The sequence below is a fragment of the Necropsobacter massiliensis genome (assembly GCF_000827595.2).
Lineage (GTDB): Bacteria > Pseudomonadota > Gammaproteobacteria > Enterobacterales > Pasteurellaceae > Necropsobacter > Necropsobacter massiliensis.
Window position 1 is genome coordinate 68,046 of the sequence record NZ_LN776186.1, and the last position, 24,588, is coordinate 92,633.

Below are 24,588 nucleotides of genomic sequence, written 5' to 3' on the forward strand. Positions count from 1 at the left end.
TATTTGAGATCTTTTTCTGCTTAAGTTCGACTAAGTGCGGTATGATTTTATTGTAGAATTATCTTAAATAATGATGAATGGAGGTTAGCGTGAGTTATTTATTATCTAAATCAGCAAAAAATCACCCGGCATCAAACGGACAAGTGCAAAAAATCACCCCTGAAAGTGCGGGATGGGAATATGTAGGCTTTGAAATGTTTCATTTACAGGCGGGACAAATGTTACATTTCGCCACAGAAAATACGGAAGTATGTTTCGTGCTGATTGCCGGACAGGCAACAATCTCTGCCGGTGGAAAAACTTTTGCAAATATCGGTAATCGAACATCGCCGTTTGAACGTATTCCCCCTTATTCTGTCTATGTACCGCACGATCAAAATGTGCAAATCAACGCAGAAACTTATCTGGAACTTGCTGTATGCCGAGCACCAAGTAACGGCAATCTACCGGCACGATTAATCGCGCCGGAACAGGTTGGCGTGGAACAGCGCGGTTTCGGTAACAATAAGCGGCTGGTGCACAATATCCTGCCAGAAACAGAAACGGCCGATGCATTATTGGTAGTGGAAGTCTTTACCAATGAGGGAAACACCAGTTCCTATCCGAGCCATAAACATGATCAGAAAAATAGTGAAACAGAAACCTATCTGGAAGAAACCTATTACCATCGGTTCGATCCACCGCAAGGGTTCTGCTTACAGCGGGTTTATACCGATGATCGTGCATTGGACGAATGTATGGCGGTATATGACGGCGATGTGGTACAAGTGCCGAAAGGCTATCATCCAGTCGCCACCATTGCGGGTTATGACAATTATTATCTTAACGTAATGGCTGGACCGGTACGTAAATGGCGTTTTACTTGGGAAGAAGACCACCAATGGATTAACACCCGGCAGTACGCAGATAAATTCTAATTAAAAATATAAGCCTTTAAAAGTGCGGTAAAATTGACCGCACTTTTGCTGTTTTAGAAGAACGTCATCATTGAATTGTTAATTGATTTGCTGTTCTTTTTTTAATGCCAATGCAATTGCCAGCGTTTGTACCAATGTCATCGCAGCACATTGGGAGCGAAATCCGCGGGCTTGCGCTTCTTTAATGACGAATGACACATCGCTGAATGTAATAAGCGGGCTGATCTGGCTGTCAGTAATCGCTATCTGCTTAATTCCTTTCTGTGAGCTGGTATGCATAATTTCCAGCGTTTCCTTAGCATAAGGTGAAAAACTGATGGCGACCACCACATCTCCCTCTTTTACCTGATTAAGCTGTTCGTCAAACATACCACCCAAGCCGTTAATGACAAAAGAACGGCAATCAAGATGATGCAGCGCATAATCAAGATAACAAGCTACACTAAAAGAGCGTTTTAATCCGACAATGAAAATGTTGTGAGCATCATTCAGAATTTCCACCGCACTTTGTAGCTGTTCCGACGAGGTTTGATTGGCAAGCTGCTGTAAAGCATGGCTGTTAGCTTGTGCGAAAATATTAAGAATATCGCTCGGGCCCTCCTGACCGCCCTGTTCCGGCTCGAGCTGACGAAATACCTGTAATCTTTCCGTATAACTAACGGTTTCTTCCATCAGATTTTCACGAAATATTTGTTTCATTTCATTAAATCCGCTAAAGCCAAAAGCATTGGCAAAACGAATTAATGTTGAAGGCGGCACGCCCGCGCGTTCGGAAATAGTGGCAACCGTATCAAAAACAACGCTGTTATTATTATCCAATACATATTGTGCAACCTGTTTTAAACGCTTACTTAGGTTGTCATAGCGGGAGCGAATTTCATTCTGCAAATTAACCAATTGTGAATTTTCTTGCATTTTTTACCTTATTCGATCACATTTAACGATTTTTATCTCCTAAATTATGATAGAAAAAAGACTTTTTGGATAGTTATTTTATAAAAAATAAGCAATTTTCTTCTTCCCTTTACATTGAAATTTTATGAAACATAAATTTCATATTTATTGTACATAATCTTGCATAAAGGTGCTACTTTATGCAAAGGAAGCTGACCTTTGTGATCTACCTCTTAAATGTAAATTTTACTTATTGACTTTTTTGGAATGTATGTTTCAATTTATCTATAATTTATCAATATCAGTTACACGTGATTAATTTGTCACTAAGGAAAACAGAATGAAAACTACTGAGAAAACATTAGATTTAATTTGCCTTGGACGGGTTGCAGTGGACTTATATGCGCAACAAATTGGTTCCCGTTTGGAAGATGTGAGTTCTTTTGCTAAATATCTTGGCGGTTCTTCCGGTAACGTTGCTTACGGAACCGCCGTACAAGGCGTGAAGTCATCCATGTTGGCGCGCGTGGGAGATGAGCATATGGGGCGTTTTCTGCGTGAAGAATTACAGCGCGTTGGTGTCGATACCAGCCATTTAATTACAGATAAAGAACGTCTGACCGCATTAGTCATTTTAGGAATTAAAGATCAGGAGACTTTCCCATTGATTTTTTATCGCGACAATTGTGCCGATATGGCGATTACGGCGGAGGATTTCAGTGAAGAATACATTGCTTCGGCAAAAGCGCTGTCAATTACAGGCACCCATTTATCACACCCGAAAACCCGCCGTGCCGTTTTGACCGCGCTTGAATATGCCGGACGCAACGGCACAAAACGTTTATTAGATATTGATTATCGCCCTGTGTTGTGGGGACTGACCTCTTTAGGCGACGGTGAAACCCGTTTTATTGACTCTGCGGCGGTTACCGCATCCTTGCAGGAAGTACTGCATCATTTTGATGTTCTGGTTGGTACTGAGGAAGAATTTCATATTGCTGGCGGTTCAACCGATACGTTAACCGCACTTAAAAATGTGCGCAAAGTCAGCGCAGCAACATTGGTATGTAAGCGCGGTGCATTGGGCTGTTCCGTATTTGAGGGGGAAATCCCAGATCATATTGACGGTGGTATTAATGTTTACGGTGTTCGGGTTGAGGTGCTGAATGTGTTAGGCGCCGGCGATGCTTTTATGTCCGGTTTACTGCGCGGCTATATTAACGGTGAAAGCTGGGAACAATGCTGTCGTTATGCCAATGCCTGCGGTGCGTTAGTCGTTTCCCGCCATGGCTGTGCGCCGGCAATGCCGACCAAAGAAGAGCTGGATGATTATTTATCCCGTGCGGAATCCGTACCTCGCCCTGATTTAGACGACAAGCTTAATCATTTACATCGAGTTACTACTCGTAAAACTCAATGGGATGATTTATGTATTTTTGCCTTTGACCACCGCAAACAACTCGTGAATATGGCCGAGAAGTGCGGTGCAGATCCGAAACGAATTCCAAAACTGAAAACCTTATTGTTACAGGCGGCAGAACAGACTGCTCAACAAGAAGGCATAAACAACGGTCATGCCGGTATTCTGGCGGATACCACTTTTGGACAAGCTGCGCTGAATGCGATTACCGGCAAAAAATGGTGGATTGGTCGTCCGATCGAACAGCCCTCCTCCCGCCCACTGCAACTGGAACACGGTGATCTTGGCAGCCAGCTGATCAGTTGGCCAGCAGAACATGTGGTTAAATGTCTGGCATTTTATCATCCGGAGGATAACGCTGAACTTAAAGCCCGACAGGATGCAAAACTGCAAGAGGTATATCAGACTTGCTGCCGTACCGGTCATGAATTACTGCTGGAAATTATTTTACCGCCGGATATGACTCAGCTGGAAAGCTATTATGCCGAAATGATCGCGCATTTCTATGCAATCGGTATTAAACCGGATTGGTGGAAATTACCGGGAGTAAGCAGCCATGCTTGGACTCAGATCAGCACAGTGATTGAACAAAACGATAAATATTGCCGCGGTATTCTGATTCTCGGATTGGATGCGCCGGAAGAACACTTTGATGCCGTATTCAAGGCTTCCGCACATGCACCGCTGGTGAAAGGATTCGCCGTCGGTCGCACTATTTTTGGGCAACCTTCAATTGATTGGCTGGCAGGAAAACTGAATGATCAACAATTGATTGACGCAGTGTCCGAACGTTATGCCCGGTTAATCCGGTTATGGAAAAATCGCAAAAACTAATTTAATGTAATGCACAGGATACCGAAAGCCACCTAAGTTACCACTTTGGTGGCTTTCTGCTATCGATTATACTTTACATCCTATCCAATCAAAAAACTTAGGTGTGATAATGGATAACTCTTTAATTCCAAATATTGAACTGTTTATTGCTCAGGTGCCACCGTTTAATCATCTGCCAGATAACTTGATTAAGCAAATCGCTCACAATATTGAAATACGTTATGTGCCTAAGGGAGAAACGATTGTCGGCGAAGTGCGGTCCGAAAATGAATATTTATACATTGTACGTATTGGCGCAGTAGAGCAAATCCACCTGTGCGGACAGTTATCGGGGCAATTGAGAGCAAGACTGGAAAATGGCGATAGTTTTGGATTCGGGATTTTTGATCATCAAGCGCAGGATAAATATCAAGCCTACGCGCTGGAAAACAGCCTGATTTATCAAGTGCCTTTTCGTTTGCTGAATGACATATTAAAAGCATATCCCGAATACGCCGCTTATTTTTCCACTAATCCGGGAACGCGTTTACACAGTTTTGCAAAAAATAATTTAATTAAAAATCAGAACGATATTTTTATAAAACGGGTTATTGATGTAGCAAATCCGAAAGTCGCATTAGTCGAGCATAACGCAACAATACGACAAGCTGCATTAAAAATGTGTGAGCAGCGCCGTTCTTCAGCATTAATTATGCGACAAAATCAGCTGATCGGCATTATTACTGATCGAGATATGACAAAAAAAGTAGTTGCCCAACACATCGATATTAATACGCCGGTAACGCATATCATGACGTTGCAACCACCGGTGATTAATGGTAATGAACTGGTACTCAATGCAGTTTCTATGATGATGCAGCATAATATCCGCAGCCTGCCGGTAATGATTGACGGACAAATTCGCGGTATTTTAACCGCCACGGATTTGGTTAAATATAACAGTATTCAATCGGTCTTTATTATTAATCATATTTTTCAGGCCAACACGTTACCGCTGCTTGAGGAGGTTGCCGCGCAGCAAAAAGGGCTATTTAGTGCGTTGGTAGAAAACGGGACGGCTTACAATGATATTATGAAAGTAATGACGCTGATTGCCGATGCATTTACCCGCAAATTATTAATGATGGCGGAACACCAACTGGGTCCGGCTCCTTGCGGTTATGCTTGGGTCGTAGCCGGATCACAGGCGCGTTATGAAATGCATCTTTTATCCGATCAAGATAATGCCCTAATTGTCGAGCGCGAACTCAGCACAGACGAACGGCATTATTTCACATGTCTTGCCAGTTTTGTTAACGATGGATTAAACCAGTGCGGTTACGCCCGTTGTTCCGGTCACTATATGGCATCAAATCCTGTTTGGTGTCAATCATTAGCGACATGGAAAAATTACTTTTCACAATGGGTAATTGAACCTGAATCGGAAAGCCTGTTAAATGCTTCTGTCTTGATGGATATGCGGGGAATTTACGGAGACATCGCACTGGTGAATGAACTGCAACAACACTTTACCGCTTTAGTTGCCGATAATAAGCGATTTTTAGCTTACTTAGTGGCAAACAGTATCCGTGTTCGACCACCGCTCAGTATTTTCAGAAATTTTGTATTAACCAAAGAAGGCAAGCATAAAAATAAACTAAACCTAAAGAAACGGGCGATCAGTCTGCTGGTGGATTTAGGTCGAATTTATGCGCTGGCAGCGGGAATTACCGAAACGCTAAGTACGGAACAGCGCTTCGCCAACTGTCATAAACGAGGACTGATTAATCAACAGACAATGGATAATGTGCTAGGTGCCTATCAATTTGTCTGTGATATGCGCTTTAAGTATCAGCTAACTGCGCTACACGGCGGACAAGCGATACACAATCACATCGATCCGCATGCGTTGAACGTGTTTGAACGTAATCACCTAAAAGATGCCTTTCGTTTAATCGCACAGTTTCAAGATGCCGCAGAAATGCGTTTTTCTCAACGAGGCATCATCAGATGAATTTTAAAGTAATAAACCGCCTCCGTCAGCGCTTTCACCCGTTAAGTCGACTGGAACAGCAACGTCGCGCTTTTTACGCTAGGTTAGCAAATACTGATTATCCTGAGCAATGGCGTGAATGGTTTCAACAGCCTTATCCGAAAACAGAGACAAATCTGACCGCACTTTCTTATTTAGTGATCGATTTTGAAACGACGGGGCTGAATTCCATGCTGGACAATATACTCAGCGTTGCAGCCGTTCCGATTGATAACCTCAAACTGGATCTCTCCCGCTCATGGCACCAGTTTGTTGCCCGCCAACAAGTAAAAGGGGATACTGCGGTAGTCAATCATATCGTACCGCAGATGTTAAATGGTGTTGAAAATCTGGATGATGTGATGAATGAATTGTTTTACCGCATGCAAGGGCGAATTATTATTGCGCATGGCAGTACCATTGAAAAACGTTTTATGTATCATTATCTGGCAAGCCGATATGGGTTACGAAGTTTTCCGTTGCTGTGGTTGGATACGCTGAAAATTGAACGTTCATTGCTTAACGATAGCACTCAAACCGATTATCGCTTATCTACGATACGTCAGGCTTATAATCTGCCCGAGTATATCTGTCATAATGCACTGATTGACGCAATCGCTGCCGGTGAGCTGTTTTTAGCACAGTTGGAAAGATTGTTCGGTAAACAACGTAAGTTGCTGGGTGAAGTATATAAGCGATCGCTATAAAAAATTTTATAAAACAACAATAGAAAAGTGAAATGGTAAGGCGAGTGTTGCCTTACCATTTGGTTTTTATTGAATTTGTTGGGTTCGTTGGCGAATAAAGACATACAGAAAATAAAGCAGCGTTGCCGCCCCAAAGCAATAGTAGCCAATCCACACCACTGACGGCACGTAGTGTGCCATAAAGATATACATTGAAACAGACAAAAAGGTTACGACTAGCGATACTGCTTTAGCATAAGCCCAAGGATGAATATCTACTTGTTTTGTGTATTCTTCTCTGTACGCCGTTTCCATTGGTTTAATACGACCGATAATCAGCATGACCACCACATTAATAACGAATAAAATTGCAATTAAATGGAAGAAGTGAATGTCTACTTTAATGATAAACGAACATACGATGTAGGCAAGCATACCGAAAATCAGCCCGAATTTCGCAGCGATCGGCGGCACACGCTTGGTTAACAGACCAACTACAACAACACTTAAAATCGGTGCATTGAAAATACCTTGTAATTCCTGAATTAAGAAATACAAGCCATCCGGTGCATTTGCAACTAACGGTGCAACAATCATTGAAACGACAGCAAGGATAATGCCTACTACTTTACCGACATTTACTAAACGAATATCGCTGGCATTAGGATTAATTTGAGTTTTATATACATTGCGCGAAAACAAAGTAACGGAAGAATTTAACGCACTGTTAAATGTGGATAGTACGGCACCAACCACAACTGCGGCAAAGAAACCAACCAGTGCATCAGGTAAGACTAAATGTACCAGATCCGGATAAGCCTGATCGGGAATATCCAATTTTCCCTGAAAAATATGGAAAGCAATAATTCCCGGTAAAATAATCAATAGCGGTCCCAACAACTTCAGAAATGCACATAATAATACGCCTTTCTGTCCTTCTTTTAGATTTTTTGCACCCAGAGCGCGTTGAATAATGGACTGGTTAGTACACCAGAAGAACAAATTGGAAATTATCATACCGGTGAATAAGGTAGAAAACGGCACGACAGAATTTTCATCCCCAATAGAATTGAAATGATCCGGATTTGCATGGTAGATCTCTGTTAAACCGACCCAAGCATTACCGTCGCCAACATAAGCCAAACCCAGCACCGTCACCAGAATACCACCGATTAATAATCCAACACCATTGATCGTATCGGATACGGCAACAGCTTTCAAACCGCCGAAAATTGCATAAATAGAGCCCAGAATACCCACTCCCCACACCATAATCCAAAGTGCGGTGGTTTTATCCACACCAAAAACATGTGAAACCTGAAACAGACTTTCCAGCGCTAACGCACCGGTATAAAGCACAATCGGTAATAAAGAAATCACATAGCAACCGAGAAATAGTAAAGACGTAATAAGTAATGTACCTTTATCAAAACGTTTTTCCAGAAACTCCGGAATAGTCGCAATACCGAGCTTTAAATATTTGGGTAAAAAATACAGTGCAAAAACCGCAATGGTAATGGCGGCAATCACTTCCCATGCCATAACAATAAAACCCTGACGATAAGCCAAACCATTCAATCCGACTAAATGTTCGGTAGAAAGATTCGTTAACATCATGGAACCAGCGATAAATACCGCAGTTAATGAACGTCCAGCCAAATAATAGCCCTCGGAGTTCGTTAAATCATCGCGTCTGGTATACCACCATGCGAGAATCGCAACCAGCGCGGTAAATCCTACAAATGAAATAAAAGCAAGCATAGAAATTCCTTATATGAACTGATAGTTATTCATGTCGAATATAACACCTTCAAAACCATAACAAGGCTTACAATTAGAATATATATTTCATTTTATGCTCACGCAAATATTTTTATTCTATTTTGTTACGGAGATCAAACTTTTATTTATATAGAACATACGTAGATTAGTTATTGAGCAGATTTTTTCGTTTTATAGAAAAAGATTGGGTTCTTCAAAAGGTATAGAAAATGAAATTTTTATTTTATATATAAAAAGCGGGAAAGCTGATATGAAAATATGACATATTATTCAATTTAGTTAATAAATACATCATATTATTGCAACATGCTTTCCCATGATGATATGAAAATTAAAGTTTATACGGTCAAATTCTCCGTCTAGCCATTATCACCAGCATTGCTTTTTCGGCGTTTGCCGATATTTTTACGGTCTTTATGGCGCAGTTTGATTTTTTTCTTTTGTTCGGTTTTTTTCTTTTCTTCCTGTTTGGCTTTGAGGCGCGCTTTTTGTTTTTTGCTAACGGTTTTTATTTCGCCGTCTTTCGGCGCTTTAGTGCGCGGTTGTAAACCTTCGATAACGCGCGGTTTCAGCAATTCTTCCGTATAACGCTTGATTTTGCCCAGCAATTTATAATCATGCGCTTCCACAAAAGATACCGCGGTGCCTTTTTTGCCGGCGCGGGCGGTACGTCCTATGCGGTGCAAATAGGTGTCCGCGCTGTAGGGTAAATCGAAATTCATTACATGGCTGATGTCGTCAATATCAATACCTCGCGCGGCGACATCGGTTGCGATCAATACGGTGACAAGACCGCTTTTAAGTTTATCAATGGCGTTAGTGCGCTGGGTTTGCGCCATTTCACCTTCCAGATAGGTGCTGCGGATACCGCGTTTACGCAGGGTGTCGGAAAGTTCGCGCACAGTTTCGCGCCGACGCACAAACACGATGCCGCGGCTAACTTGTTCCTGTTCGATAAAACGGGCGAGCAATTTAATTTTGTGTTCATTGCTGTCCGCATGATAATACCATTGCTGAATTTTTTTACGTTCACGACGGCTTGGTTCGGCATCAATTTGTATCGGTTCGTTTAACAGGCGGGCGGCAAAATCCGTTAACAACTCGCCTTCTAAGGTGGCGGAAAACAGCAGAGTTTGTTTACGCCAGCGCGTTTCAGCGGCGATTTTTTCCGCATCCTGCCCAAATCCCATTTGCAGCATGCGATCCGCTTCATCAAAAATCAGTATTTCCACCGCGCGGCAGTCGAAATTTTCTTCTTTAATATATTGCAACAAACGCCCCGGTGTGGCGACTACGATGTCCTGATTTTTGTTAAAAATTTCACCGTGATTATGATATGCCACACCGCCGGTGATGGTAGCAATAGCTAAATGCGTAAACTGCGCCAGTGCTTGCGCCTGTTCGGCGACTTGCACCGCCAGTTCACGAGTCGGCGTTAAAACCAAAATTCGCGGTGCGCCGGGCTTGCGGCGCGGATAATCCAGTAAGTGCTGTAGCGCCGGCAGCAAAAAAGCGGCAGTTTTGCCGGTGCCGGTAGGGGCGCAACCCAACACATCGCGCGCTTCCATTGCCGCCGGAATGGTTTGTGCCTGAATAGCCGTCGGGCGCGTGTAACCTTTTTGCTGGACGGCCTTTAATAATTCAGGCGCGAGATCAAAATCTTCAAATTGTGCTATTGTCATGTTTCTTGTTACTATTACGCTAAAATTGCGGCAGATTATACCGCACTTTGTCGGCTAATGTGCGGTCAATTTTTAGGAAGTTTATGACGGCGAAAAATCACGGTTTTACCTTTAAACAGTTTCATATCAATCATGATCGCTGTGCGATGAAAGTCGGTACCGACGGCGTATTGCTGGGTGCTTGGGCTGATGTGTCGGATGCGAAAACGCTGTTGGATCTCGGCACTGGAACAGGATTAATCGCTCTGATGCTGGCACAACGAACCGCTGCACATTGTCGTATCAGTGCAGTGGAAATTGATGATGCGGCATTTTTACAGGCAAAAGAGAATGTGCGGCATTCGCCTTGGGCAGACAGAATTAGCATCTATCATCAGGATATTGCCGACTTTGCCGCTAAGTGCGGTGAAAAATTTGACATTATTACGGCAAATCCGCCCTATTTCCAACCCGGTTCCGATTGTCGTTCGGGACAGCGCAGCCGAGCGCGTTATATGCTGGATCAATGTCATGCAGACTGGCTAAATCTGGCGGCAGCCTGCCTGAACGACAACGGTCGTATTCATTTTATTTTGCCCTTTGAAGCCGGCGAAACGTTACAAAAACAGACCGCACTTTTTTGCCTTCATCGCTGCGAAGTGGTAACCAAAACCGGCAAAATGCCGCAGCGTTTGCTGCTGACATTCGCTAAACAGCCGCAGCCGACGGTACACGAGCGTTTGACAATTTATGATGAGAATCATCACTATCAGCCCGAGTTTATTCGTTTGATCCAGGATTTCTACTTAAAATATTAATATTGAACGGAAAAACCGCACAGCTGCGCCATTTTAGGCAATTAAACCCGCCCGTTGTAGAAAATTGTACACGCCGTCCTGCTCAATGTGATCGGTAACATGCGTAGCCACCTGCTTCAATTGCTCGTGTGCATTCCCCATGGCAATGCCAACGCCCACGGCGCTGAGCATTTCGATATCATTCAGCCCATCACCGAATGCCATCACATTGTTCATATTTAAACCTAAATGCCGCACTACCGCTGCAATTCCGCGCGCCTTTGAACCTTGCGCATCAAAAATATCGACAGAATTTTCATGCCAGCGTACGGTTTTCAAGCCGTTTAAAATCTGTGCCTCAGCAACCGTTTGATCCATGCTTTCGTCATAAAACGGTAACATTTGATAGACATCATGGTGCTTAAAATACGCTTTATCCACGCGATAATTCAAAGTTACGGCATCAAGCGCAGAACGCAGTTTCGGCGTCACTGCGGAAACCCGAACCTGTTCATTGCTGACAAAGGCATAATCCACCTGCTGTTGCTCAAAAAAATCGACCAACCGCTGAATTTTATCCGTTGCAATCGGATGATTTTCAATCACCTGACCTTTATAAACGGCGGATTGCCCGTTCATGGTGACGAATATATCAATGCCTTGCGCCTCAATCACGCGGTTCAGTTTCTCCGGAAAACAGCAGCGCGCCCGTCCGGTCGCAATACCGACCTGAACGCCGTTGGCATGCAGTTTTTCAATGGCGGGAATGATGCTGGCGGGCAGGTGATCTTTATTTTTAACGAACAGGGTTTCGTCAATATCAAAAAAAACCAGTTTGATTTGGTCGCGGTAATTCGGAATCGTCATGTCATATCCTTATCTCATTAATTTAGCGCTGATTTTAGCATTATTACGATCCAGATCGTGAAATTAAATAAAAAAACCGCAGCGTTGGGCGGCTTGTTTTAGACTGTTGCAGTATAAAACGAAAAAGTGCGGTGAAAAATAACAATGAATTGGTTTGGTTTTTGTTGCGTGCAATGCCACAGAAAGCTGGCTATTGCGACACAGGGTTTGTGCAGTCGGTGTAATCAACAGATCAGTCGCTTTTCTTATTGCGGCTGTTGCGGATCGGCGGTCGTCAATTATCCGCTGCGCTGCGGTAATTGCCTGCGTGATGAGCCGGCTTGGCAGCGCATGGTCATTGTCGGACGCTACGCAGAACCGTTATCGACATTGATTCATCGCTTTAAGTTTAACCGTCAGTTTTGGCTAGATCGCAGCTTGGCGCAGTTACTGCTGCTCGCCTTGTATGAGGCAAGGCGTTACCACCAACTTACATGGCCGGATGTGATTTTGCCTGTGCCATTGCACCATTTACGCCAATGGCAGCGAGGATATAATCAGGCGGATCTGCTGGCGCATTATCTGGCACGTTGGTTGAATATTCCAAAACGCAACGATCTTCTGCGCCGCATAATTCATACCCCAACCCAGCGCGGGTTAAGTGCCAAAGCGCGGCGTAAAAATCTGAATAATGCCTTTCAGGTAAAAGACAATATTACTCTGCTCGGTTATCACTCAGTGGCACTGGTGGATGATGTTATCACAACCGGCGCGACACTGAATGAAATCGCCAAATGTTTGCGCCAGGCGGGAGTGCAACATATTCAGGTATGGGGATTAGCCAGAGCCTAAAAAAGAAAAGGTGGAAAAAAAGTCCGTCTGGGAGTATCATTTCCGACAATATAGCTCAAGTATTGATAGGAACGACTTATGCAACAGATTATTATTTCAGAGGCGGCGCAAAGCCATTTCCGCAAGCTGCTTGATCAGCAGGAAGAGGGCACCAACATTCGTATTTTTGTGGTGAACCCAGGAACGCCAGGTGCAGAATGCGGTGTGTCTTATTGCCCACCAAATTCGGTGGAAGCTAGCGATACTGAAATGAAATATGATACCTTTTCCGCCTTTGTGGATGAAATCAGTCTGCCGTTTCTGGAAGATGCGGAAATTGACTATGTTACGGAAGAACTTGGCGCTCAGTTAACACTGAAAGCACCGAATGCGAAAATGCGCAAAGTGGCAGACGATGCACCGCTGATCGAACGGGTGGAATATGTGATCCAGACTCAAATTAATCCGCAACTGGCGGGACACGGCGGTCATATCACCTTGATTGAAATTACCGAAGATGGCAACGCCATTTTGCAATTCGGTGGCGGCTGTAACGGCTGCTCAATGGTAGACGTCACGCTAAAAGACGGCGTTGAAAAACAATTAATCAGCCTCTTCCCGGGCGAGCTGAAAGGCGCTAAAGACGTAACTGAACACCAACGCGGCGAACATTCTTATTATTAAACCTGATAAAAAACCGTAGCTCAGCACCTTATATCGGACGAATTTACTAACCGTTAAGGTGCTGATTTTTATAGCTAAATATAGTTATAGGTGGAAACAGTAAGCTGTTAATTTTTACTACAAGGTGTTAGCCACAGGGATTATTGCAGCACAAAAAAGTAAATTTTAGGCTAATACACCCATGTCATTTTTGGTTTTTATAGCGTTGTGATATAAGCATCAAAACATCTGAAATTTTCACCGCACTTTTAATCATTTTCAGGTAAAAATTTGGTTTAGCACCATGGCAATGCCATCATCATCGTTACTTGCAGTAGTTTGCTTGGCTGCGCGTTTAATTTCCTCCGGTGCGTTGCCCATTGCTACGCTTAATCCGACATATTGCAGCATATCCAGATCATTAAAATTATCCCCGAAAGCAACCGTTTCCTGTGCTGAAACATTAAGGTAATCTTCCATAAACTGAACGGCTTTCGCTTTTGTCGCGGCTTTATTCATAATTTCCAAATATTCAGCTTTAGAACGATGAACCGCCAACTGCGGAAACTGGTATTGTAGTTGTTTTTCCAGCGGCTCAATCTCGGCAGCCTCGCCCATTATGAGTATTTTGTGTACCGCAGGCAGATTATGCGGTTTGCTCTTCGCCGACAGTCCGGTAATTTTCGCTTCTTGCTTAATCCAATCACTTGCGGGATTATCAGTAAACCAATCCAAACCGGCATAATAACTGACTGACAAATGAGTAACATTCGCTAAAGCCTGCTGCAATGCGAATACGTCCTGAGGGGCTAAAGTTACTGAGTACAAAGGGTTCAAATCCTGATCCAGAATTAACGCGCCGCTGTAACAAATAATTGGCTGAGCGGTTTGCAGCTGTTGAGTATACGGCGTGATCGCATAAGGCGGGCGCGCAGAGACGGGGATAAATGGAATACCTTGACCAATAATGCGCCGAATCGCAGCAAGCGTCGCGGCGCCGATTTGATGCCGGCTGTTTAAAAGCGTCCCGTCCATATCACTGAATACCGCTTTGTATGTCGTCATAAATACCTCGCTGACAATCTATTACTTTCGCAAGAAATTAAATCATAACGGCAAATAAAAAACCACCCGAAGGTGGTTTTGTTTAAAAGTGCGGTCAAATCAGCGTTTGTTTTTTACTAATTTTTCCGTTAATTCATAAGCGCGTAATTTCGCCAATTCTTTGGAAAGTTTGGACGCCAGTAATTCATAATTTGCGTCTTTCGCGCCAGATACAATATTTTGTTCCGCCCGACGTTTGGCTTCCAGAATACGATCGCCGTCCAGTTCTTTACCGCGAATCGCCACATCGGCAAGCACGGTTACCACATTCGGCTGTACTTCTAAAAAACCGCCCGAAACGTAGATTACATCTTGACTGCCGTTTTCCAGCGTGAGCTTGACAATACCCGGTTTAATCGCGGTAAGCAACGGCGTATGACCCGGTAAAATACCCAGTTCGCCTTCACTCCCGGTTGCCTGAATACTTTGCACGTCACCGCTGAAAATATTCTCTTCCGCACTTACGACTGTTAATTTAAATGTTGCCATGTTATTCTCCTTCAAGTTTTCTGTTAATCAGGTCTTGAAGTGATTACATATTTTTGGCTTTTTCTAGCACTTCTTCAATTGAACCGACCATGTAGAACGCTTGTTCCGGAATATGATCGTACTCGCCGTCTAAAATACCTTTGAAACCGCGGATAGTATCTTTCAGTGAAACATATTTGCCCGGCGAACCGGTAAATACTTCGGCAACGAAGAACGGCTGTGATAAGAAACGTTCGATTTTACGCGCACGTGCCACCACCAGTTTATCTTCTTCGGAAAGCTCATCCATACCTAAAATAGCAATGATATCTTTCAACTCTTTATAACGCTGCAAAATACCCTGTACACCGCGTGCTACGTCGTAATGTTCCTGACCGACGACTAATGGGTCCAACTGGCGAGAGGTGGAATCCAACGGGTCAACAGCCGGATAAATACCCAACGATGCAATTTGACGGCTCAATACCACGGTAGAATCCAAGTGAGCAAAGGTTGTTGCCGGAGACGGGTCGGTTAAGTCATCCGCCGGTACGTAAACCGCTTGGACGGAAGTGATGGATCCGGTTTTAGTGGAAGTAATACGCTCTTGCAGCACCCCCATTTCTTCCGCCAATGTTGGCTGATAACCTACTGCGGACGGCATACGACCTAACAATGCCGAAACTTCGGTACCGGCAAGGGTATAACGATAAATATTATCCACGAAGAATAATACGTCACGACCTTCATCACGGAATTTTTCCGCCATAGTCAACCCGGTTAAGGCTACACGCAGACGGTTGCCCGGCGGCTCATTCATTTGACCGTAAACCAGCGATACTTTATCCAATACGTTGGATTCCGTCATTTCATGATAGAAGTCGTTACCTTCACGGGTACGTTCACCCACACCAGCAAATACAGAATAACCGGAGTGTTCAATCGCAATATTACGAATTAATTCCATCATGTTAACGGTTTTACCTACACCGGCACCACCGAACAGACCGACTTTACCCCCTTTTGCAAACGGGCAAATCAAGTCAATAACTTTAATTCCGGTTTCCAATAATTCTGTACTGTTGGACTGATCTTCATAATCCGGCGCCGCACGGTGAATAGACCAGTTTTCTTCAGCACCGATAGGGCCTTGTTCATCAATCGGTTCGCCGAGTACGTTCATAATACGGCCCAGTGTTTTCACACCGACCGGAACCGAAATCGGATTACCGGTATTTTCCACCGTTAATCCACGTTTTAAACCGTCCGATGAACCCATTGCGATACAACGAACGACACCACCGCCTAATTGTTGTTGAACTTCAAGGACTAAGCCCGTTTCAACTTTAAGGGCTTCATATACTTTTGGTACTGCATCTTGTGGAAATTCAACGTCAATAACCGCACCGATGATTTGTACAATTTTTCCAGTTGCCATTACCGATCCTCTAATATTGATTAAATTGCCGCCGCACCGGCTACAATTTCATTTAATTCATTTGTGATACTTGTTTGACGAGCTTTGTTATACACCAACTGCAATTCTTTAATCAGATTACCCGCATTGTCAGTCGCCGCTTTCATCGCCACCATTCGAGCCGCTTGCTCAGAGGCCAGATTTTCAACTACCGCCTGATAAACCTGAGATTCCAAATAACGAACCAGCAAACTGTCTAACAGTTCTTTCGGATCTGGTTCATATAAATAATCCCAAGTTTGTTTTACTTCGCCTAAATTATCGTTATCTAATTCCGGCAACGGAACGAGTTTTTGCAGCGTCGATTTCTGCGACATCGTATTGACGAATTTATTGTAGGCAATATAGATAGCATCCAATTCGCCTGCTTTATAATCCTCAAACATACGGTTCGCAATACCGATCAGCTCTTCAACGGACGGGCTGTCGCCCATTCCGGAAAGCTGCGCTTTAATTTCCAGACCGAGAGAATGAAAATAACCGATACCTTTCGCACCGATTAAACCGAGAACAGCTTCAATGCGCTGTTCTTTCCAGTCTTTCATTCCGTTTAACACGGTCTTAAATAAATTAACGTTTAAACCGCCGCATAATCCCCGGTCTGTGGAGACCACCAGAATACCGACGCGTTTAATTTCTCGTTCCACTAAAAACGGATGTTTATAACCGACATTGGCCTTTGACACATGGCTGATTACGCTGCGTATTGCATTAGAATACGGACGTGAAGAAGACATTCGATCCTGCGTTTTACGCATTTTCGAAGCAGCAACCATTTCCATTGCCTTAGTAATTTTTTGTGTACTTTGCACACTGGAAATTTTGGTTCTTATCTCTTTTGCACCTGCCATTTCGTTTCTCCGTTAATCCTTGACTACCACGTACTGTTGGCTTTGAATTTATCCAAAATACCTTTCAATGTGTCTTTGATTTCATCATTGTAATTACCGGTTTTGGTTAATTCCGCCAAAAATTCGGCGTGGTTGTTTTTCGCATATTCCAATAATGCGGATTCGAACGACGCGATACGATCCAGCTCTACGTCATCCAAGTAACCGAATTCCACCGCGAACAATACCAAAGCCTGCTGCGCAACGCTTAACGGTGCATATTGTTTCTGCTTCAGCAATTCGGTGACCTTCTGACCATGCGACAACTGTTTACGGGTCGCATCATCCAGATCGGAGGCAAACTGAGCAAACGCCGCCAACTCACGATATTGCGCAAGTGCGGTACGAATACCGCCGGCTAATTTTTTCACCACTTTAGTTTGTGCCGCACCACCTACACGAGAAACGGAAATCCCCGGGTTAACCGCCGGGCGAATACCGGAGTTAAAATAGCTGGTTTCTAAGAAAATCTGACCATCAGTAATAGAAATTACGTTAGTCGGTACGAACGCAGAAACGTCACCGGCTTGTGTTTCAATAATCGGCAATGCGGTTAATGAACCGGTCTGTCCTTTTACTTTGCCTTCGGTAAAGCGTTCGACATATTCTTCATTTACCCGAGATGCACGTTCCAGCAAACGGGAATGCAAATAGAATACATCACCCGGATAAGCCTCACGACCCGGCGGACGACGTAATAATAATGAAATCTGACGATAAGCCACGGCTTGTTTGGACAAGTCATCATAAACGATTAACGCATCTTCACCGCGATCACGGAAATATTCACCCATAGCACAACCAGAATACGGTGCCAAATATTGCAATGCGGCAGATTCGGAAGCCGATGCTACCACTACGATAGTATTGGCTAATGCACCATGTTCTTCTAATTTACGCACCACATTGGCGATAGTTGAGGCTTTCTGACCGATAGCCACATAAATACATTTAATCCCAGAATCACGCTGGTTGATAATCGCATCAATAGCCAGTGCGGTTTTACCGGTCTGACGGTCGCCGATAATCAACTCACGCTGACCACGACCAATCGGCACCATGGAGTCAACCGCTTTATAACCGGTTTGCACCGGTTGATCAACGGATTTACGATCAATAACGCCCGGCGCAATCACTTCAACCGGTGAAAAACCGTCATGTTCAATTTCGCCTTTACCGTCGATCGGTTGACCTAAAGTATTCACCACACGGCCCAACAAACCGCGACCGACCGGTACTTCAAGAATACGACCGGTACACTGAACTTCCATACCCTCCGCTAAATCCGCGTAAGGTCCCATGACTACCGCACCCACTGAATCTCTTTCCAGATTGAGCGCCATCGCATAACGATTATTGCCCGGCAAAGCGATCATTTCACCTTGCATTACATCGCTTAAACCATGGATACGAATAATACCGTCGCTTACGGAAACAATGGTTCCCGTATTGCGCGCTTCGCTAACCACGTCAAACTGAGCAATACGTTTTTTAATCAATTCACTAATTTCAGTCGAATTTAGTTGCATCTTTTATTCCTCTTATAATTGCAACTCATTTGCAAGACGGGCAAGTTGTCCGCGACTACTGCCGTCAATTACAAAATCATCTGTACGGATAACAGCACCTGCAATTAACGTGCTATCTACGCTGCAATTTAATTTAACTTTACGGGCAAGTCTTTTTTCCATTGCGTCGGTGATTTTCTGTTGCTGCGCCGCACTCAACGGCTGCGCCGAAACCACATCCACTTCCGCTTCGGCTTGATGTTCCTTCGCATAACGCTGAAATTCTTCAAACACCGCTGGAAGTGTCGTTAAACGCTTATTTTCAGCCATTAACCGAATAAGATTTTGCCCATATTGATCAAGTTGGTCGCCGCAAATCGAAATGACAATATCGGCCAGTTTTTTTGCCGATAATGAACTGCTGAGTAAATCCTGCATGGCATCATCTTCTGATACCTGCGCAGCAAAATTTAACATTTCAGTCCATTTTTCAACCGCACTTTTATCAGTGGCGGATTGTTCCGCCGCAAAATCAAATGCCGCTTTTGCATAAGGGCGAGCTATCGTAGTTAATTCTGACATAAGCCCAACCTTCTTATAGTTCCGCAACTAATTTATCAATAATGTCATTGTTTGCCGCTTCGTCAACCGTACGACCCACAATTTTCTCTGCGCCAGCAATAGCAAGCGAAGCCACTTTGACACGCAATTCTTCCTGTACGCGTTTACGTTCGGATTCAATTTCTGCATGCCCTTGTGCAATGATTTTCGCTTTCAACGCCTCAGCTTCGGTTTTCACTTCATCTAAAATTTCATTGCGGCGTTTATTGGCCAAATCCACAATTTCCTGCGCCTGAAGTTTTGCCTGATTAATTTCCTGCTCCACCAAGACTTTGCTGTCAGCTTGCTCTTTACGAGCCGCTTCAGCCGATGCCAAGGCATTGGCAATCGAGCTTTGACGCTCCTCGATCGCTTTAATAATCGGCGGCCATACGAATTTCATGCAGAACCACACAAATAGTGCGAACGCAATCAGTTGGCCGATTAATGTTGCATTTAAGTTCACAACGCCCTCCTCAATAATGTCTAACCCTTACTCTATACGAGTAATCCTTGCCGTAATCAGCAAAGCCGACAATTATTGTAATAATCCGATAAACGGGTTTGCGAAAATGAAAAGTAACGAAATACCTACTGCAATCATCGCGATAGCATCAAGCAGACCAGCAACGATAAACATCTTGGTTTGCAAGCTACTTGCCAATTCAGGCTGACGCGCGGATGATTCTAAGAATTTGCCGCCTAAAATAGCAAAACCAATCGCAGTACCTAATGCAGCGAAAGCAAGTAGGATTGATGCACCGATAATAGTAGCTGTAATTACAGTTTCCATAGTTTTCTCCGTTAGATTTTTAAAATTCGGTCTGATGACCGGGTTAGTTAGTAAATAGTTTCATCAACAATCCGTCGCCGTTTAAACCGACAAACCGTTAAATGACCGTTAGTGATCCGCCTTGTTATACGCGATACTCAAATAAACAATCGTCAACATCATAAAAATAAATGCCTGTAAAGTAACGATCAGAATATGGAAAATCGCCCATGCCAGTTGCAGCGGAATACCCAGTGCGGCAATTGCCATATTGGCGCTATACATCACCGCAATTAAAATAAAAATAAGTTCACCCGCATACATATTACCGAATAAACGGAATGCCAGAGAAATCGGTTTGGCAAGCAAGGTAACGGACTCAAGAATAAAGTTAACCGGAATAAATAACCAATGATTAAACGGATGAAGTGTATATTCCTTAACCAAGCCGCCTACGCCTTTTGACTTGACGGTATAAAAAAGAATTAAGAAAAAGACACAGATTGACATACCCAGTGTGGCGCTAATATCTGCCGTCGGCACCGCTCTTAAATAATGAATACCGAATAAATTACCGATTTGCGGCAGAAAATCTACCGGAATAAGGTCGATGGTATTCATTATAAATACCCAACAGAAAATGGTTAAGCCTAAAGGTGCTATCACATTGCGCGGTCCATGAAAATTTTCTTTCACAATACCGTCAACCCATTCCACTAAAATTTCAACCAAACATTGCAACTTACCCGGTACGCCGGAAGTCGCCTTGGTCGCAACTTTATAAAACAGGAAAAGGAAAATAACACCGGATAAAACGGAAAAGAAAAGCGTATCAATATGAATATTCCAGAACGAATCCCCGGTTTTAAGAAATTCCAAGTGGTGCTGGATATACCCTGAAGTAGTGAGCTCAGCCATAGTTAATCCTTTGATATTTAAAACTAAATTCTAACGTATTTACTTATCAAAAACGGAAGCAAATTATTGAGGACAAGCCCCAACAAATAGCCCGCAAAAAAAGCGATAAAATTCATTAATAAAAACAGTTTAAAAGCAATGATAATTAAGATGATCGTGAATACGAATTTAATCAATTCACCGCGATAAAACGCGCTCAGTTTATTGCTATATTGCTGTTTGCTAAAAAACACCAATGCTACAAAAAAACAATGAGGAATAAAAACTGATATTGCTCCTAATACAAAAGAAACCGCTATATTCCATTGCAGTGCAATTAAAACGGAAAAAATCACCAGTAAAACCAGTAACTCTGTGCCTAAAGCAAATTGATATTGTCTTTTCGCCTGTTTAATAATTGCCGACATTACTATTATTGTCTTTGCCTGAAAATAGACTTAATTTAATCAAAAAAATCCCATTAATTATACGCGAGTTTTAGCTGTATTCAACTTAAAACTACGCAAAAAGCGTTAAATTCATCACATTTTTATAAAAAAATAAAAACAAACAAAACAAAAACTTAACCGAAACTTAACAAAATTAAATTTCTTTCCCCAATTAAATCAGGAATATTCAATTTTATTACATTGTTTACATGCAATGAAGGCGCCAGCTGTTGTACTTCATCAGGCTGATAAATACCTTTCAAGGCATAAAACATGCCGTTTTCAGCTGGCAGATGCCGACACCAGTCAGTCATATCTTTTAAAGACGCAAAGGCGCGGCTCAATACGCCGTCGAATAATTGCTCGGGCTGATATTGTTCCACCCGGCTTAACACCGGTTCCACATTGCTCAAGCCTAATTCGCGCACCGCATTACGGATAAAACTGATGCGCTTACCCAGACTGTCGAGCAACACAAATCGCTTATCCGGATTAATAATCGCCAGCGGCAAACCGGGCAGTCCCGGACCGGTGCCGACATCAATAAAACGCTGTCCTTGTAAATAAGGACTAACTACAATACTGTCAAGAATATGTTTAACCAGCATTTCCGACGGATCGCGCACCGAGGTGAGGTTATAGGCTCTATTCCATTTGTGCAGCAACAAAACCAATGTCACCAGCTGCGCTTTTTGCTGATCGGTTATACAAAGTGCGGTCTGTTTTAGCAAAGAATTCAGTCTGTCGGTTAATTGTCGCTGCAAATCAGTCATTATTCACCTCGTTTCAACATTCCCTGTTTTTTCAAGTTAACCAGTAAAATTGAAATGGCGGCAGGGGTAATTCCGGAAATACGGCTTGCCTGTCCGATAGATACCGGACGGTGCTGCTGTAGTTTGATGCGTACCTCGTTGGATAAACCGGCGACCGAAGCATAATCAAAATCGGACGGAATAGCGGTATTTTCGTGACGCTTCTGACGTTCGATTTCTTCCTGCTGATGCTCAATATAGCCTTGGTATTTAATTGCAATTTCAACCTGTTCCACCGCTTCCTTATCCTGCATAGGCGGTGCGAAAGGAGTAAGTGCGGTTAAAATACGGTAATTAATTTCCGGACGACGCAGCAAATCCTCGCCGTTAGCCTCGCGTACTAACGGGCTACCCAACACATTATTGGCTTCTTGTATATGCTCTGAACGCGGATGCAACCAAATCTGACGCAAACGCTGAGTTTCCTTTTCAATATTTTCCATTTTTTGATTAAAACGTGCCCAGCGACGTTCATCAATTAAACCGAGTTCATGAGCAATCGGCGTGAGGCGAATATCTGCGTTATCCTCGCGCAGTAATAAGCGATATTCGGCACGAGAAGTAAATACACGATAAGGTTCTTTAGTCCCCAGCGTACAAAGATCATCAACCAGCACGCCCACATAAGCCTGATCGCGACGCGGAAACCAGCTGTCTTTGTCCTGCACCCACAAGCCGGCGTTAATCCCCGCCAACAGCCCTTGCGCCGCCGCTTCTTCATAGCCTGTGGTACCGTTAATCTGACCAGCAAAAAACAAGCCGTTAATGGCTTTGGTTTCTAAACTCGGTTTTAAATCACGCGGATCAAAATAATCATATTCGATGGCGTAGCCCGGTTTCACGATACGTGCTTTTTCTAGCCCTTTCATAGAATTGACAATGCCCATTTGTACATCAAAAGGTAAGCTGGTGGAAATGCCGTTCGGATAAATTTCCTGACTGGTAAGCCCTTCCGGTTCCAGATAGATCTGATGAGAATTTCGATCGGAAAAACGCATTACTTTATCTTCGATAGACGGACAATAACGTGGACCGATCCCTTCGATCACCCCGGCATACATCGGGCTGCGATCCAAATTAGTGCGGATCAGATCATGAGTGCGCTCATTTGTGTGGGTGATAAAACAAGGAATTTGACGCGGATGTTGCGCTACCGATCCCATAAAGGAAAATACCGGCAATTGTTCATCACCATATTGTTTTGCCAACACTTCAAAGTTGATGGTGCGCGCATCAATACGCGGCGGCGTACCGGTTTTTAGACGATCCACGCGCAAATTCAGATCGCGCAGGCGATGGGCTAAATTCACTGATGCAGGATCACCCGCCCGTCCGCCCGCATAATTTTCCAATCCGATATGGATCTTACCGGCCAAAAATGTGCCAGCAGTGAGGATCACCGCTTTGGATCGAAATTTCAGTCCCATTTTGGTTTCAACCCCGGCGATACGATCCTGCTCAAGGAGAATATCCGTCACTTCCTGCTGAAAAATATCCAGATTTTGTTGGTTTTCCAGCGCCATTCTTACAGCTTGACGATACAATACCCGATCCGCCTGTGCCCGTGTGGCGCGTACTGCTGGTCCTTTACTGGCATTGAGGGTACGAAACTGAATTCCCGCTTGATCCGCCGCTGTTGCCATTAAGCCGCCCATGGCATCAATTTCTCTGACTAAATGTCCTTTGCCGATCCCGCCAATTGCCGGATTGCAAGACATTTGCCCTAAAGTATCAACATTATGAGTAAGCAACAGCGTTTTTAATCCCATTCTAGCCGGCGCTAACGCCGCTTCCGTTCCCGCATGACCGCCGCCGATAACGATCACATCGTAGCTTTCCGTATAAAACATAATCACCTTTGTGTAATTAATCTCATTGTTTTTTAAACTGCGCGCTATTCTACCCCAAATTCACGTGGGCATAAAATAACATTTCGGATCCTTTTTAATTAAAACCAGTGACGATCTCACACTACGATCAATTTTGATCCAACGCTTATTAATATAAGATCTTTTTTTATATATAAAGATCTTATTATGATTATAATTAGGATCGCCGATCCTTGTGAGTAAGGCAAAATTTTACCGTAAAATGAAAAAGTTAGATCGTTTTTTAAGATGTGAAGATCCAGCTCTCGTACAGGCGTATTTGTTGTGAATAAAAGCCCTAGTTATCCACAATCGCAGATCATATTCTTTTTATTAAGCGCATAATGACAGGTTTTTTTACAGCTTTATCGAATCTTATCCACAATGGGATCGGAACTATG

At 43.5% G+C, this 24,588-nt stretch carries 23 protein-coding genes; 7 read left to right on the forward strand and 16 right to left on the reverse strand.

Going from position 1 to position 24,588, the window contains the following annotated elements; all coding sequences use genetic code 11:
* Positions 1-89: 89 nt before the first annotated feature.
* A complete protein-coding gene (iolB, locus tag BN3349_RS07390; RefSeq protein WP_040976700.1) occupies positions 90-917 on the forward strand; it encodes a 5-deoxy-glucuronate isomerase in 828 nt (275 codons plus the stop codon).
* A 78-nt stretch (positions 918-995) separates the two neighbouring features.
* On the opposite strand, the gene BN3349_RS07395 is transcribed toward iolB, so the two are convergent.
* Positions 996-1,832 (reverse strand): MurR/RpiR family transcriptional regulator, encoded by an 837-nt coding sequence (locus BN3349_RS07395; protein WP_040976701.1) that lies wholly within the window; start codon positions 1,830-1,832, stop codon positions 996-998.
* A gap of 319 nt (positions 1,833-2,151) precedes the next feature.
* On the opposite strand from BN3349_RS07395, the gene BN3349_RS07400 reads away from it, so the two are divergent.
* The 3 genes from BN3349_RS07400 to BN3349_RS07410 all read left to right on the forward strand — a co-directional run bounded on the left by BN3349_RS07400 (position 2,152) and on the right by BN3349_RS07410 (position 6,783).
* On the forward strand, positions 2,152-4,065 hold the full coding sequence (locus BN3349_RS07400; RefSeq protein ID WP_040976702.1) for a bifunctional 5-dehydro-2-deoxygluconokinase/5-dehydro-2-deoxyphosphogluconate aldolase: 1,914 nt from the start codon (positions 2,152-2,154) through the stop codon (positions 4,063-4,065).
* A gap of 109 nt (positions 4,066-4,174) precedes the next feature.
* On the forward strand, positions 4,175-6,058 hold the full coding sequence (locus tag BN3349_RS07405) for a DUF294 nucleotidyltransferase-like domain-containing protein (RefSeq protein WP_040976703.1): 1,884 nt from the start codon (positions 4,175-4,177) through the stop codon (positions 6,056-6,058).
* Positions 6,055-6,783, forward strand: coding sequence for a 3'-5' exonuclease (locus BN3349_RS07410; RefSeq protein WP_040976704.1), 729 nt, complete (start codon positions 6,055-6,057; stop codon positions 6,781-6,783). Before BN3349_RS07405 ends, BN3349_RS07410 begins: the two co-directional genes overlap by 4 nt.
* A 66-nt stretch (positions 6,784-6,849) precedes the next feature.
* Here BN3349_RS07410 and BN3349_RS07415 read toward each other — a convergent pair whose 3' ends face one another.
* Positions 6,850-8,523, reverse strand: a complete 1,674-nt coding sequence (locus BN3349_RS07415; RefSeq protein WP_040976705.1) for a solute:sodium symporter family transporter — start codon at positions 8,521-8,523, stop codon at positions 6,850-6,852.
* Positions 8,524-8,903: 380 nt separating this feature from the next.
* Entirely contained in the window at positions 8,904-10,226 is a 1,323-nt protein-coding gene (srmB, locus tag BN3349_RS07420) for an ATP-dependent RNA helicase SrmB (protein ID WP_040976706.1), read from the reverse strand.
* Between the two features lie 83 nt (positions 10,227-10,309).
* On the opposite strand from srmB, the gene BN3349_RS07425 reads away from it, so the two are divergent.
* Entirely contained in the window at positions 10,310-11,023 is a 714-nt protein-coding gene (locus BN3349_RS07425; protein WP_040976707.1) for a tRNA1(Val) (adenine(37)-N6)-methyltransferase, read from the forward strand.
* Between the two features lie 33 nt (positions 11,024-11,056).
* Here the strand turns inward: BN3349_RS07425 and BN3349_RS07430 are convergent, their stop codons facing one another.
* The gene (locus BN3349_RS07430) at positions 11,057-11,869 is read right to left on the reverse strand and encodes a Cof-type HAD-IIB family hydrolase (protein WP_040976708.1); all 813 of its coding nucleotides are present in this window, start codon (positions 11,867-11,869) and stop codon (positions 11,057-11,059) included.
* A gap of 144 nt (positions 11,870-12,013) precedes the next feature.
* On the opposite strand from BN3349_RS07430, the gene BN3349_RS07435 reads away from it, so the two are divergent.
* The gene (locus BN3349_RS07435; RefSeq protein ID WP_040976709.1) at positions 12,014-12,700 is read left to right on the forward strand and encodes a DNA utilization protein GntX; all 687 of its coding nucleotides are present in this window, start codon (positions 12,014-12,016) and stop codon (positions 12,698-12,700) included.
* Between the two features lie 78 nt (positions 12,701-12,778).
* Positions 12,779-13,363 carry a Fe-S biogenesis protein NfuA gene (gene nfuA / locus BN3349_RS07440; protein WP_040976710.1) on the forward strand — a complete coding sequence of 195 codons (585 nt, stop codon included), beginning with the start codon at positions 12,779-12,781 and terminating at the stop codon, positions 13,361-13,363.
* A 258-nt stretch (positions 13,364-13,621) separates the two neighbouring features.
* Here nfuA and BN3349_RS07445 read toward each other — a convergent pair whose 3' ends face one another.
* The 12 genes from BN3349_RS07445 to mnmG all read right to left on the reverse strand — a co-directional run bounded on the left by BN3349_RS07445 (position 13,622) and on the right by mnmG (position 24,169).
* Complete coding sequence (locus tag BN3349_RS07445; RefSeq protein WP_040976711.1) at positions 13,622-14,407, reverse strand: Cof-type HAD-IIB family hydrolase; 786 nt, start codon at positions 14,405-14,407, stop codon at positions 13,622-13,624.
* Between the two features lie 99 nt (positions 14,408-14,506).
* Positions 14,507-14,935, reverse strand: coding sequence for a F0F1 ATP synthase subunit epsilon (locus BN3349_RS07450; protein WP_040976712.1), 429 nt, complete (start codon positions 14,933-14,935; stop codon positions 14,507-14,509).
* Positions 14,936-14,978: 43 nt separating this feature from the next.
* Positions 14,979-16,352 carry a F0F1 ATP synthase subunit beta gene (gene atpD, locus BN3349_RS07455; RefSeq protein ID WP_040976713.1) on the reverse strand — a complete coding sequence of 458 codons (1,374 nt, stop codon included), beginning with the start codon at positions 16,350-16,352 and terminating at the stop codon, positions 14,979-14,981.
* Positions 16,353-16,372: 20 nt separating this feature from the next.
* Positions 16,373-17,242 (reverse strand): F0F1 ATP synthase subunit gamma, encoded by an 870-nt coding sequence (gene atpG / locus BN3349_RS07460; protein ID WP_040976714.1) that lies wholly within the window; start codon positions 17,240-17,242, stop codon positions 16,373-16,375.
* 23 nt (positions 17,243-17,265) lie between these two features.
* Positions 17,266-18,810, reverse strand: a complete 1,545-nt coding sequence (gene atpA, locus BN3349_RS07465) for a F0F1 ATP synthase subunit alpha (protein ID WP_032107867.1) — start codon at positions 18,808-18,810, stop codon at positions 17,266-17,268.
* Between the two features lie 12 nt (positions 18,811-18,822).
* Positions 18,823-19,371: a F0F1 ATP synthase subunit delta gene (gene atpH, locus BN3349_RS07470; RefSeq protein ID WP_040976715.1), complete on the reverse strand. Its 549-nt coding sequence runs from the start codon at positions 19,369-19,371 to the stop codon at positions 18,823-18,825.
* Positions 19,372-19,384: 13 nt separating this feature from the next.
* Positions 19,385-19,855 carry a F0F1 ATP synthase subunit B gene (gene atpF, locus BN3349_RS07475; protein ID WP_040976716.1) on the reverse strand — a complete coding sequence of 157 codons (471 nt, stop codon included), beginning with the start codon at positions 19,853-19,855 and terminating at the stop codon, positions 19,385-19,387.
* 72 nt (positions 19,856-19,927) lie between these two features.
* Positions 19,928-20,182, reverse strand: coding sequence for a F0F1 ATP synthase subunit C (atpE, locus tag BN3349_RS07480; RefSeq protein ID WP_005539567.1), 255 nt, complete (start codon positions 20,180-20,182; stop codon positions 19,928-19,930).
* A 108-nt stretch (positions 20,183-20,290) separates the two neighbouring features.
* Positions 20,291-21,079: a F0F1 ATP synthase subunit A gene (gene atpB / locus BN3349_RS07485; protein WP_040976717.1), complete on the reverse strand. Its 789-nt coding sequence runs from the start codon at positions 21,077-21,079 to the stop codon at positions 20,291-20,293.
* A gap of 23 nt (positions 21,080-21,102) precedes the next feature.
* Complete coding sequence (locus BN3349_RS07490) at positions 21,103-21,486, reverse strand: ATP synthase subunit I (protein ID WP_040976718.1); 384 nt, start codon at positions 21,484-21,486, stop codon at positions 21,103-21,105.
* Positions 21,487-21,641: 155 nt separating this feature from the next.
* Positions 21,642-22,280, reverse strand: a complete 639-nt coding sequence (gene rsmG / locus BN3349_RS07495; protein WP_040976719.1) for a 16S rRNA (guanine(527)-N(7))-methyltransferase RsmG — start codon at positions 22,278-22,280, stop codon at positions 21,642-21,644.
* Positions 22,280-24,169 (reverse strand): tRNA uridine-5-carboxymethylaminomethyl(34) synthesis enzyme MnmG, encoded by a 1,890-nt coding sequence (gene mnmG, locus BN3349_RS07500; RefSeq protein ID WP_040976720.1) that lies wholly within the window; start codon positions 24,167-24,169, stop codon positions 22,280-22,282. The genes rsmG and mnmG overlap by 1 nt, the downstream gene beginning before the upstream one ends.
* Positions 24,170-24,588: the final 419 nt, after the last annotated feature.